The sequence below is a fragment of the Neobacillus niacini genome, from assembly GCF_000759675.1.
Lineage (GTDB): Bacteria > Bacillota > Bacilli > Bacillales > Cytobacillaceae > Neobacillus > Neobacillus niacini_A.
In genome coordinates this window covers 81,846-94,600 of sequence record NZ_BAWM01000101.1, presented here as the reverse complement: position 1 = coordinate 94,600, position 12,755 = coordinate 81,846, and the positions used below count along the sequence as shown (strand labels likewise).

Here is a 12,755-nt window from a genome sequence, read left to right as displayed (position 1 = left end):
AGGAAGGCTGTTGATGAGTTTGTATCGAAGAAAAATACTGCAAATGTGACAATACTTCCTAAGACAGGCTCCTTTGCAGATACTAATATGTTAGTTGGGCTTGGACTAATCATCAGCACTATAGGCATTGGTTTATTCAGAAGAAGAAAAACTATAATGAGATAATTCTTTATAAAGAGCATTTACATTTTTCGTAGATGCTCTTTAATATTAATATTTATTACATATGCCATTTTATATTATTATTAAAATGAGGTGGTAATTAAATGATAAAGAGTAGAAGTATGTCGAAAAAGTTTATAAGCAGCTTTATTTTATTTATAGTTATACCCTTTATTGTCACTAGTGTTGTTGTTAATAAGCTTTATGAAGGAGTTTTGGTTTCTCACTACAATGAAAAGACTCATCAAAATATGGAACAGCTATCAATGGATATTGAGCTTGAGTTAAGGCGGATATACCTCAATGTAGCAAAGGTTTCAAATGAAAATGAACTATTACCCCTTGTAAATAGCTGGTATGAGGAAAAGGATTCTGTTAAAAAGCTTGAAATTTCCACAAAGATAGAATCAAAGCTTGATTATTTATTTGCCTATCAAGGGATGATAAATTCAATAGTATTTTATTCAAAGAATGGCCAGATATTTAAGTATAAGGATCCTCTATATAAAAATGATTCTGATGTAAAAGACAGTTCATTGTATAAGGACAGTATAAAAAATAAAGACAAAGTATTTAGTATAAATAATTTTAGTAGCTCTGATGATGTAAATGCTAATGGAATTGATTTTTTAGTTGGAATTAGTCCCGAATATAGTTGGTACAATACAGCTACTGAGTTTATATATTGTGAAATTAAAACAGAGGCACTAAATTCTATCTATTCAAGATTTACAAATGATTCTGTAGGAAAAATGATTATCGCTGATCCTAAGGGGAAAATTGTAATATCACCGGATAAAAGTTTGCTTGGAAAAGATGTTTCTCAAGTAGATTATCTTAAGGATATTAACAATAAGGACAATAACTCTTATCAATATAATTATAAAAAAGACACTAAGTATATATCAAAATACACCTCAGAAAAGTCAGGATGGACTGTTATCAATATAATTGACGAAAAGGCACTAACAAAGGATACAACTAACATTATGAAAATACTATTTGCCATATTTGTAGTATTCAATTTGTTTTTTATTTTATATTGTAAAACCTTCTTTAAAGATATTTTAAAGCCAATAAAAGAACTTATAAAAAAAATGAAAGGTATTAAAGATGGAAGGCTTGATGAAATCACAAATATAAATACTAATTTGGAAGAAATTAATGAGCTAGGAAGCAACTATAATAAGATGATTAATGATATTAAGAACCTTATAGTAGAGAGGGATTTGAAGGAAAGAGAACGTTCTAAGGAAGAAATGAAGGTCTTACAAGCTCAAATAAATCCCCACTTTATTTATAATACCTTAAATGTAATTAAATTAATGGCTATGATCTCAAAGGCAGAGAGCATTAGAAAGGTAACAGATTCCTTTATGAAGCTTTTATCTGCAACCTTTAGAAGTGAATCCACCTTTATTACTGTAAGAGAAGAATTGGAATATCTTGATAATTATGCAGATATAATGAAGGTTCGGTTTGGAGATGATTTCAATTTAGTGGTTAAGGTGGAGGAAGAAGTAAGAAATCTTTATATAATAAAATTGATATTACAGCCTATAGTTGAGAATGCAATCGTTCATGGAATTAATGAAATTGATGGAGAAAAAAATATCATTATAGCTGGATATGTGTCAGAGGAAAATCTTATCTTTGAAGTAGAAGACAATGGTAGAGGGATCACAGATGAAGAAATTGAACGTATTTTTACAAGTAAAGAAAAAAGCAACACAAGCTTTAATCATATTGGAATAAAAAATATTGAAAGCAGGATAAGACTGAATTGTGGACAAGGATATGGAATAAAAATAGAAAGTGAAAAGAATAAATTCACAAAAGTAAAACTTATACTTCCTATACTAATGAAAAAGGAGAGCTAAGTATGTATAAAATGCTTTTAGTTGAAGATGAGCCTATAGTAAGACTTGCTTTAAAGTCCTTGATAGATTGGAATAATTATGGTTTCGATGAGGTTTTAGAGGCATCTAATGGAAATAAAGCTTTAGAGATAATGAAAGCTAGAGGGGATATTGATATAGTAATAACAGACATTAATATGCCTGTTATGAATGGCATTGAGCTTATTGAGGAAAGTAGACAGCTTGGCATTAATACTGAGTTTTTAGTGTTAAGTGCTTATGATGATTATTCACTTGTAAGAAGTGCCTTTAAGCTCGGAATAAATGATTATATTTTAAAAACAGAAATGGAACCAGATAAAATTCTTAAAATGGTTATGGCTGCTTTAGAGAACAAAAAAAGAAAAAAAGGTAGTAAAAATCATAGTGTTAATAGAAATGAACTAGTTAGGAAATTAATTGCTGGAGATTTTACTGAGAAGGATTTGGAGAATAGTGTACTAAGATTAAAAGGAGAAAATTATATTTGCTGTTCTCTACTTATTGACAGTTTTAATATAGTTAAGAAAAGGTATGAGGATAATGATCTTAAGGAACTTATGAGTTCTGTAACAAATGCTGTTATTCAACTGTTTGAAGTAGTAAATATGGGAGAAATTCTACCAATGTCTCCAGAAGAATATGGGATTATTTTAGCCTTCGACAATTCATATGTTAACTGTTTAAAGGAAAAACTTTCAGATATTTTAAATAAAATAAGAAATGCTCTTTTAAATTTCTTAAATATTGAAGTAACTATTGGTATAAGTGAGGTTAGCAGCGATATTACAAAGATAAGCTCATTAATTGATGAAGCACAGAAAAATGCTAGATTTAGATTTATTTATGGCAAGGGAAAAAATATTTATCCTGAGAATGTAGAAGAGTTAAATAGGATTAAGAAAATTAAGAATTACAATATAACTCAACAAATAGTTATAGAAATGAGTAAGGACAATGGGCTTTTAGAAGCGTTGGATAGGTTAGATGAAGAAAAGTGTTTAGAAGAGATGAAAAGGGTTTTTCAGTTGAATGAACTATCCGGAGCAAGTGAAATTGAAAGCTTTTATATTTATTATTTAGAGATAGTATTAATGGTGATTTACTACATAATTAAGGATGAAGAAGTTAATCTTGAAGCTATTATTGGGGAAGATATGGATTTTTATAGCGAAGTAAGAAAATTTGAAACTAAATTAGAAATTGAGGAATGGATACTAATGCTTCTAACAAGAGTTATTAATTCTTTAAGAAAAATAAACCAGAGGGAGAATGCAGCAATTAAAAAGGCAAAGGATTTTATTCATAAGAATTATGGTGATAGAGTTACCCTCGATCTGGTAAGTAAATCTATAGGCTTTAGTAAGGCATATTTCAGTAAAATATTCACAGAAGAAACAGGGTATAACTTTACTACATATTTAACTAATATAAGGATAGAAAAGGCCAAGGAGTTTTTAGCTAAAACTGATATGAAGATATATGAGATATGCGATAAAATCGGTTATCCTAACATTGAACATTTCAGCAGAACCTTTAAAAAACTTGTAGGCATTAGCCCTATGCAGTATAAAAATGACAGAATGAGGGCTGTTCCAAGTGAAAGGAGGAAAAATAATGAAGGGATTATTTAACTTAGATGGACCATTGTACAAGTTTTGTGTATTAGTTTATGAAACCTTTATGTTGAATTTATTATGGTTTATAGGAAGCTTGCCAATAGTGACAATTGGAGTTTCCACTTCTGCACTATATTATGTTTATGGAAAAAAGGTAAGAGATGATAGCTATTACATATATAGTGACTTTATTAAGGGATACAAAGAAAATTTTAAACAAGCTTTACCTATAGGCGCAGTTATAACAATAATTTTATCTTTCAGTATTTATAACATATTTAAATTGAATGAAATGGGCAGTGCTTATCTATGGCTTCAGGGCTTTCAACTATTTATGATCTTTCAAATACTACTTATAAGTGTTTTTATATTCCCTTTAATAGCAAGGGTTAGTATGAAGCTTATTGATATACTTAAGAATTCACTTATATTAGCTTATAAACACATAGTTATAAGTGCTACCTCTGTGGCACTCCTTATAGCACTAATATTGTTTACCATATATAAGCCTTCCTTTGGATTATTTTTCGTTAGCTTTTATGCTCTAATTTCCACCTATTTAATTGAGAAGGTATTTAAAAGATATATTAAAATTTAAACCTAGTAATAAAAACATCTGTACTTTTGCGAGGGCACTGAAAAACCGCCATTTGTTTGAGTATCGGAAAAAACAGAATAAATGACTATTTGTGATGCGTACCGGAAAGGTGCGCTTATTTTTATAATTCGGGCTTACCTTTAATCATTTAGCAAGTTTAAATCAAGAGGATAATATAAATCAAAACAACATTAATATATATCATTCAATAAAATTGTAAAAATAATAAAATATACCTATAAAGTGTGAAGGGGGAAAAAAAGTGATTAAAAAGAAATTATTTAAAAATTTAAGGTTAGCTTTAGTAGGAGCAGCACTACTAAGCACCGTTGTTGCAGGGTGCTCAAATACAAATAGCACATCATCAACAGCTAGCGATAAAAAGGTAACCTTAAAAATGGCTCTTTGGGGAGACGACGAGTATAAGTATATGACAGAAACTAATAAGATAGCAGATGCTTATAAAAAGGTGAATCCCAATGTAACTATAGAAGTGGAAAAAATTGCAAAAACTGAATATGATAATACAATGAAGATAAGAAGCACAGCAAATCAGCTGCCAGATGTATTCCCAATTAGACAAGCAAATCTTTCACTCTATGGTGATACTATGGTACCTTTAAATGATTTAAAGGCAACTGCAAACAATATATATGCTAAGGAAACGATGATTAAAGGAAATGTAATAGGGTTACCAGAAGCAGTATTTAATGAATTTGTTTTTTACAATAAGGACATTTTCAAAGAATACAATTTAGAAATACCTAAGACTTGGGATGAGTTTATAAAGGTTTCTCAAACAATAAAAGATGGTAAGAAATATACACCACTTGCATTAGGCTTAAAGGATTCTTGGGTAAATTATCCATTAAATGAATATATGCCAATGCTTGAAGCAGGAGATGGACAATACTACAACGAGATGGCTACTAAGGATGATCCTTTTACAAAAGGACAGCCATTCTACGATGCATATACAAAGATTCAAAAATTGTATGATGCTAAGGTTTTTGGAGATGATCCACTTGGCTATGGTTGGGATCAACAAAGAGCAATGTTTGTAGCCGGAAAAGCAGCTATGTTTGCAGCTGGCTCCTGGTATAAGAGTGATTATAACCAAAATGGAGGTAAGGATGAGAATTTAGGAGTTTTCTTATTACCAACAAGGAATACTACCAGCGATCCATTCTACACTACTGCAATGACTGAATTCTTCTGGGGAGTTCCTAAAACTAGTAAAAATCAAAAGGAAGCAAAAGAATTCCTTGAATGGTTCTTTGGCGATTATTATACTCAGCTTGCAACCGCTATTAATATAAAGCCTACAATGAAGGGTGTAAGTTATAATGATAAATTCTTTACTCAAGCCTTTGATGGTGTTGATGCTAAGTCAGTAACTGTTTTCTATGATGATAAATATAACAAGGTAAAGAATGCCATGAAATTTGACGTTAATGGCATAGGTCAACAGATGATGGCAGGCAAAACTAGTTTAGATTCTATAATGAATGATTTAAATGCACAATGGAAAAAAGCAAGAGGTAACTAAAAAGTAAAATAATTAATTAAAAAGAAGAATAAAGTGCCTTTAGCTACTTTATTCTTCTTTTAATTTGCAGGCTAGGAGGCGGGTTATGCTTAAAAATAATGTAAAGATGCAGAAGAACTTAGTGCTAGTTACATTTTTATTTATTCCCACTATTTTAATAAGTTTATTTATGATATACCCATTAATCAGGCTAGTAGCATTAAGCTTTACAAGCTGGGATGGACTGAGTCTAACAAAAACCTTTGTGGGATTAACAAATTTCAAGAAAATAATATTTGATTCACCGGAGGTATGGTTATCGCTAAAAAATAACGGTATATATTTTGTGGGGCATTTGCTTTTTATACCTATTGAATTATTTTTAGCATTTTTATTAGACAACAGAGTGAGAAACAGTAAGATGTTCAAAACTATTACATTTTTACCTTATATGATTAACACAGTTGCAGTTGCATGTATGTTTATCTTTCTTTATAGCTCACAAGATGGAGTGTTAAATAGTATGCTGCAGTTTTTTCATATGGATAAAATAGGATGGCTTAGCGACCCGGAAATTGTTAATTATTCTCTTACTGGAGTTTCTCTATGGAAATTTTCTGGTATCCATATAATCCTTTTTTTAGCGGCATTTCAATCCCTTCCAAAGGACATGATTGAAGCATCTATTATTGATGGAGCAAGCACCTTTAAACAGTTTTATCACATTGTATTACCAAATATAAAGCCTGTTGTTGAAATAGTATTATTTTTGAACGTGAGAGGCGCCTTGCAGATATTTGATATTCCTTATGTTATGACTAGCGGTGGTCCAAATCATGCTAGCGAAACTTTTACAGTACAAACAATAAATACAGCCTTTCAATATCAAAATTTTGGATTAGCCTGTGCAATGGCAATTGTATTGATGATAATAATAATAATTTTCTCCATTATTCAAAAAAAATTATTTAACTTAAAGGGGTGAGAAAATGGAAGCTAACTTAGATATAAAAAAGGAAACCACTATTAATATTACAAAGAGATCTGGCAGTGGAGGTGAAGCACTAAAAGTACTATTATTTATATTTATATCAGCTATAGTAATTTTGCCAATACTAATTACAGTTTTTGCATCATTTAAAAGCTTACCTCAGATTGGTTCAGAATCAGCACTTAAACCACCTACTAGTCTTAATTTTGAAAATTATAAAGAGGTTCTTAAAAGTGCAAATGTGTTTGTTGGATTTAAAAATTCCATGATATTGGTTGTAGCTTCAGTTGTTATAAATTCTTTACTTAGCACTATGGTTGCATATTGTTTAACTAGATTTGATTTCAAGTTAAAAAAAGCATATTTTGCTATATTCCTAGTTGGATTAATAATACCAGGTATTGTTACTGAAATATCAAGATTTGGATTAATGACTAATATTGGTGTATATGACACTCTTTTAGCACCTATACTCATTTATGCCGGTGCAGATTTAATGCAAATATACATTTATAAACAGTTTTTAGAGCAGGTACCGGTTTCAGTAGATGAAAGTGCCATGATGGATGGAGCATCTTATTTTACAATTTACTGGCGAATAATTTTTCCTATGGTGATTCCTGCAACAGCTACTTTAGGAATACTTAAAGCTGTTGATGTTTTAAATGACATGTATATACCATTTTTATATATGCCAGGAGTCGAGAATAGAACTTTAAGTACATTACTTTTTAATTGTATTACTGATCCTAGAACTTCTTCTATTCCAAAGCTAAGTGCAGCAGCGGTTATAGTTATGATTCCAACTCTAGTAATCTACTTTATATTCCAGAAATATATATTTAGTGGAATAGCAGCAGGTGCTGTGAAGGAATAGTGTGTTGTAGTGAAAATCCAGTGTTCAGAGTAATAGGAGGAAAAGGAGGAAAAGGCAGTGATAGAGGATTTAAGAAAAGGTAGATTTACTTTACCGGCGGAAACAGGAATTGATAATGATGTTAAGCGAATTATAGAAAAATGGGGAGCAGATGCCATTAGAAATAGTGATGGTACTATACTATCAAAGGAATTAATAAAGGGTTTAATCATAAGGTGAAGTTAGAGGTGTAGTTGCACTTATGTTTGATAGGCAAGTGATCCTTTCCTATCGGATAAAAATTTTGGAGGAAAATCAATGATTACTTATGACCAAAAAAGCTGGAAGATTAATAATGAAAGAATCTTTATTTTATCTGCTGCTATCCACTATTTCCGCCTTCCAAGAGCGGAGTGGAGCGAAGTCTTAGATAAGGCGAAAGCAGGGGGATGCAATACAATCGAAACGTATATCCCTTGGAATTTTCATGAAATGAATGAAGGGGAATGGGATTTCTCTGGCGATAAGGATTTAGCGCTTTTTTTTGAGCTATGCGCTGAAAAAGGATTATATGTGATTGCAAGACCAGGGCCCTATATTTGTGCTGAATGGGATTTTGGTGGATTTCCTTGGTGGCTCTCTACGAAAAAGGGGATTCAATATCGTTCCGCTGAACCTATCTTTTTACAATATGTGGATAAATATTTTGATCAAGTTATACCAATCATTAATGAATTCCAGTTGACGAAAAAAGGGACCGTCATTATGGTTCAAGTAGAAAATGAATTCCAGGCATATGGTAAACCTGACAAACAGTATATGGAATACTTAAGGGACGGTATGATGGAGAGAGGGATTGAGGTACCATTTGTTACATGCTATGGAGCCGTTGATGGGGCTGTCGAGTTTCGCAATTTTTGGTCGCATGCCCAATCGGCCGCTGAGATTCTAGATGAGCGGTTTGCCGATCAGCCGAAAGGGGTTTTGGAGTTTTGGATTGGCTGGTTTGAATATTGGGGCGGAAATAAAGCGGATCAAAAAACTCCAGAGCAGCTCGAACGTGAGTGTTACCAGCTATTGAGTAATGGATTTTCTGCAATCAATTATTATATGTATTTCGGCGGCACCAATTTTGACCATTGGGGTGGTAGGACAGGTGGAGAACAGATTTTTTCCACGACATCGTATGATTATGATGTTGCCATTGATGAATACTTGCAGCCAACGAGAAAGTATGAGGTATTAACAAGATTTCATTCATTTACCAAATGGCTTGAACCGGTATTCACAAATGCAGAACAAATGGGTGCGGATTTAAAACTTCCTAGTTATTTAATATCTAAACGTGTTGTTAGTCCCCATGGTGAAGTGATATTTATCGAGAATAATAGACAGGAAAGAGTTCAATCACAGGTTTTACTTGATGGTCAAACGATTCCGTTTACGATTGAGGCGAATGCGGTTTTACCGATTGTCCGTCATGTGAACGTAGGAAACCGCTTTTCCATTGTGACACTCACAGGTCAGACGACTGGATTCGATAACGATAAGGCGGTCATTTATCATGAGGCAGGGCAGCGTTCATTTTTGAAATTACAGCTTTATAGAAAGGCAGAAGTTCATTGTCCAATGCCGAATCGCTTTGAAATCAGTGAAGATGGCATCATTACGATTCATTTATTCCATGGAAACCAGCCGCAAACCGTTCAGCTTAACTTTGAAGATGGTACCAGTTATTCGATTGAAGTGGTTTCAAGAAAATCTTTAGAAAAAGCGATTCCTCATTTGGAAAAGAGTTCAGCAAATCATCCATTAAATTGGGAAGCGGCAGATGAAAAGCTTTGTTTTTTAAGCGGAAACGTGAAAGAGGCTGACAAACCGCTTGATTTTAGTAGCTTCGGACAGTTTAGCGGGTATATTGGTTATGAAAGCGAATTTTATGCTGAGGAAACGAAGGATACAACGATTGTTTTTTCGAGAATTGAGGATCCCGTTTTAGTCTTCTGTAATGGTCAGTATGTCGGCAAGCTTAGTATGATTGGGGCTGCAGCTATTGAGGTTCCTGTTAAGAAAGGGAAAAATACATTAACCTGCCTTGTCCAAAATATGGGAAGATATAATTATTCTCAAGCCATTGGTGAACCAAAAGGGATGAGTGAAGCGCCTGCTCTTAATGGTAGGTATTTATCAATACTGGAAGGATGGCAGGTTGAAGGGTGCGGTGTACATCATCATTTAGCCAACATCCCAAAAATTGAAGGGCGTATTGGGTTTTTGAATTCCTTCTTCAATGACGGCTATGATCGTGCAATTCTTGTTGGTGAGGGAGTTTCACGAGTTCAGGTGAATGGAAGGTCAGTAAAAATGTTGATGGAAAGTCAAACGGCTTGGTCAAGAGACAGTGCTGTATACGGGGTTGCAGATATTAGCGATACCTTAAAGCAGGGAGAGAATGAATTAGAATTAGATGTTCAGAATGTTTCAAGTATAAGCAGGTTTGATCTCTATTTATTTAAGGAAGAGGAGCAAATTTGCAACTGGAAAACAAAATCATTTGCCCAGCTTGAAGAGGAAAAGGAATGGACAATTGTAGATTCGCAAATGATTTATCCACGCTGGTACAAAAGTTCTTTTGACTGGAAGCCAGAAAACGGTCCGATTGTAAAAATTCGGTTAGATGGTATGAGTAAAGGGTGTTTTTGGGTTAATGGCCAATGTTTAGGACGGTACTGGAACATAGGCCCGCAGGAGGAATATAAGATTCCTGCCTCGTTATTAAAAGAACAAAATGAAATCGTAATATTTGATGAAAAGGGCTTAAATCCAGATCAGGTCGTTATTCATTCATATATTACATTAATAGAGAAAGATAAAGAATTTGCCGTTAATTTACAAGCGCAATAATCATTAACATAATTTAGTGAATCATGGGGACGGTTCTGCTGCTTCTTTCGATTGTCGAAAGAGCACATGAATCGTCTCTTTGCTTCCGAAAATACTAGTGGATGACATGTAAGGTTAAAACGGTCGATATTCATAACCTTGGCCCAAGTAGCTTTATAGTCCCGCACAAACGTCTCATTTTTATTGTCTTAAGCATAAACTTCATAGTGTCAGGCACCTTTCGTGGACAATTTCTCAATTTTTGTCCATGGGTGGTGCATGGTGTATTAGATAATAATGTCGAAAGGTTTTTATTTTGAACAAAAACAAAAAGACCCCAGCCCACTTCATCGAGTAAGATAGAGATACCTGACAGAAAACCTCAGTCTTACAATCCAAACAGGAGGATGAAGTGATATGGGGTTAAATAAAACTAATAACAGATTTAATAATATACAAGGAAAGAAAGGTAGTCAATTTAGTTCTCAATTAAGAGGAGTATTATTGGAAAGAGTTCTAATTGTTGCGATTGATGCGGCGAAGTTTTATCAAAAGGCATTACTTTGTAATTACTATGGGGATGTTATAGAGAAACCATTTTTCTTTGGGGTAAATCGGGGCGGGTTAGATCAGCTCACTATGAAAATTGAAAAGGCGAAAAATGAGATTCAAGCTGAAAGGATTTTCATTGGTGTAGAAGCCACCGGACATTACTATGAAGACATTGTAAGAGAACTTGGTAGAAGGGGTTATGGAGTCACAATTATCAACGCAGCAACTACTCATGAGGAGCGTGCAAGTGCTTTAAATTGGAGTAAAACCGACGATTTAGACCTTTATGCCATTGCCCATGCCTTAATGCAAAACAAGGGAATGGAGAATAAGCTCCCAGAAGGTTCGTACAGGCAATTAATGACTTTAACTCGTGCTAGAAGAAATGAAGTTCGTAAAAGAGCTCTAGTAAGAGTACACATTCGAACATTAATGGATCATATCTGGATAGACTTTCAGGGGTATGAAGAAGTCATTAATAATAGACCGAAAAAAACACTAATATTTAGTGACTTCTGGGGAAAAGCTTCTTTGTTTTTCATGGAATACTATCCTCATCCTACAAGTGTTTTAGAGTTAGGAGAAGAACTACTCCTCCAAAAAGTAAAGGAAGCGAAGTTGAGAATAGGACAAACTACTATTCAAACCCTTTTAAAAGTAGCTGAACAATCGATAGTAAAACCGAAAGAAACAGTAGCACCTGAGTTATTTTTACTGCGAATGGCCATTCAAGATTTAAAAAGGTTAGATGAAAATGTGAAAATATTAGAAAAGGAGATTGAAAGAGCACTTCTCCAAACAGATGGTCGTTTACTTCTAACTGTGCCAGGGATTGGAGTAGTGACTGCAGCAGAGTTTTATAGTGAAATCGGAGATATTTCCCACTATGAACACGCAGGGCAACTGATTAAGAAAGCAGGAACAAATCCAATCATTATTCAGTCTGGTGGAACAGAAGGTTTTTATGGACGGATTTCCAAGCAAGGTAATAAAAATCTTCGATTTGTGGTGTATACAGTTGGAAAACTACTAGCTCAACATAATCAAGATTTACGACCATACTATGAAGGTTTGAAAGCACGTGGAAAGCATGCACGAAAGGCTTTTATAGCATTAGGAAATAAGTTTATAAAAATAGCCTTTTCGATGTTAAAACACAAGAAACCATTTGAGTCTAAACAAAAGGGTTATTCTATACTTCAAGAAGTTAAGAAAAAGCTTCAGCACACAAAATTAATACTTATTTAAACATTGCCTTAGCAGCATAATTAATAAAAAAATAATGAATCTCTCTTCTGGGATCAAGGGAAAATCGACTTTGGTGCCGGAGGCTATGACCTCGAGTGACAGCATGATTTACCTTGTCCTGTAAGTGCGAATTGTACGTTAATATTGACCGGTTTGAACTAACCAGGTTGCATCTCTGCAGTATTGAAGCAAGGTAGATTTCTATTCAGATCCGAGAAGAAGAGATTCATTAATAGTGTTTTCTGTCAGTTGCTTATTGTAAATTTTTTACATTTTATTGCATAAGGTGTATTTCCTATACTCAAAAATCGAAAATTCTTACTTGACATAGTACGCTGTCACTACCCGAAAAATCTTGTTTCATAAGAATGTTTCACGGAACAAATACCAGGGTAAACAAATAGTTACGGATTTTTCTTA

At 33.4% G+C, this 12,755-nt stretch carries 10 protein-coding genes; all 10 read left to right on the top strand.

Annotation, left to right across the window (positions count from 1 at the left end; genetic code table 11):
* The first annotated feature begins 45 nt into the window (after positions 1-45).
* Positions 46-165 carry an LPXTG cell wall anchor domain-containing protein gene (locus tag TR08_RS34080; RefSeq protein ID WP_370576400.1) on the top strand — a complete coding sequence of 40 codons (120 nt, stop codon included), beginning with the start codon at positions 46-48 and terminating at the stop codon, positions 163-165.
* Positions 166-266: 101 nt separating this feature from the next.
* On the top strand, positions 267-2,042 hold the full coding sequence (locus TR08_RS23905) for a sensor histidine kinase (protein WP_045522494.1): 1,776 nt from the start codon (positions 267-269) through the stop codon (positions 2,040-2,042).
* A gap of 2 nt (positions 2,043-2,044) precedes the next feature.
* The gene (locus TR08_RS23900) at positions 2,045-3,694 is read left to right on the top strand and encodes a response regulator (RefSeq protein WP_045522493.1); all 1,650 of its coding nucleotides are present in this window, start codon (positions 2,045-2,047) and stop codon (positions 3,692-3,694) included.
* The gene (locus TR08_RS23895) at positions 3,678-4,277 is read left to right on the top strand and encodes a YesL family protein (protein WP_045522492.1); all 600 of its coding nucleotides are present in this window, start codon (positions 3,678-3,680) and stop codon (positions 4,275-4,277) included. Before TR08_RS23900 ends, TR08_RS23895 begins: the two co-directional genes overlap by 17 nt.
* Before the next feature lie 262 nt (positions 4,278-4,539).
* Entirely contained in the window at positions 4,540-5,826 is a 1,287-nt protein-coding gene (locus tag TR08_RS30525) for an ABC transporter substrate-binding protein (protein WP_052427611.1), read from the top strand.
* A gap of 85 nt (positions 5,827-5,911) precedes the next feature.
* The gene (locus TR08_RS23885) at positions 5,912-6,790 is read left to right on the top strand and encodes a carbohydrate ABC transporter permease (protein ID WP_045522491.1); all 879 of its coding nucleotides are present in this window, start codon (positions 5,912-5,914) and stop codon (positions 6,788-6,790) included.
* Positions 6,791-6,794: 4 nt separating this feature from the next.
* A complete protein-coding gene (locus tag TR08_RS23880; protein WP_152597510.1) occupies positions 6,795-7,673 on the top strand; it encodes a carbohydrate ABC transporter permease in 879 nt (292 codons plus the stop codon).
* Positions 7,674-7,730: 57 nt separating this feature from the next.
* Complete coding sequence (locus TR08_RS32210) at positions 7,731-7,892, top strand: 1,3-beta-galactosyl-N-acetylhexosamine phosphorylase N-terminal domain-containing protein (RefSeq protein ID WP_202964982.1); 162 nt, start codon at positions 7,731-7,733, stop codon at positions 7,890-7,892.
* A 78-nt stretch (positions 7,893-7,970) separates the two neighbouring features.
* Entirely contained in the window at positions 7,971-10,556 is a 2,586-nt protein-coding gene (locus TR08_RS23875; protein WP_045522490.1) for a beta-galactosidase, read from the top strand.
* 396 nt (positions 10,557-10,952) lie between these two features.
* Entirely contained in the window at positions 10,953-12,335 is a 1,383-nt protein-coding gene (locus tag TR08_RS23870; protein WP_045522489.1) for an IS110 family transposase, read from the top strand.
* Positions 12,336-12,755: the final 420 nt, after the last annotated feature.

Bases quoted from the DNA above. Each gene is read 5' to 3' on its own strand.
- TR08_RS23905 (WP_045522494.1), top strand. From the start codon at position 267: ATGATAAAGAGTAGAAGTATGTCGAAAAAGTTTATAAGCAGCTTTATT.
- TR08_RS23900 (WP_045522493.1), top strand. From the start codon at position 2,045: ATGTATAAAATGCTTTTAGTTGAAGATGAGCCTATAGTAAGACTTGCT.
- TR08_RS23895 (WP_045522492.1), top strand. From the start codon at position 3,678: ATGAAGGGATTATTTAACTTAGATGGACCATTGTACAAGTTTTGTGTA.
- TR08_RS23885 (WP_045522491.1), top strand. From the start codon at position 5,912: ATGCTTAAAAATAATGTAAAGATGCAGAAGAACTTAGTGCTAGTTACA.
- TR08_RS23880 (WP_152597510.1), top strand. From the start codon at position 6,795: ATGGAAGCTAACTTAGATATAAAAAAGGAAACCACTATTAATATTACA.
- TR08_RS23875 (WP_045522490.1), top strand. From the start codon at position 7,971: ATGATTACTTATGACCAAAAAAGCTGGAAGATTAATAATGAAAGAATC.
- TR08_RS23870 (WP_045522489.1), top strand. From the start codon at position 10,953: ATGGGGTTAAATAAAACTAATAACAGATTTAATAATATACAAGGAAAG.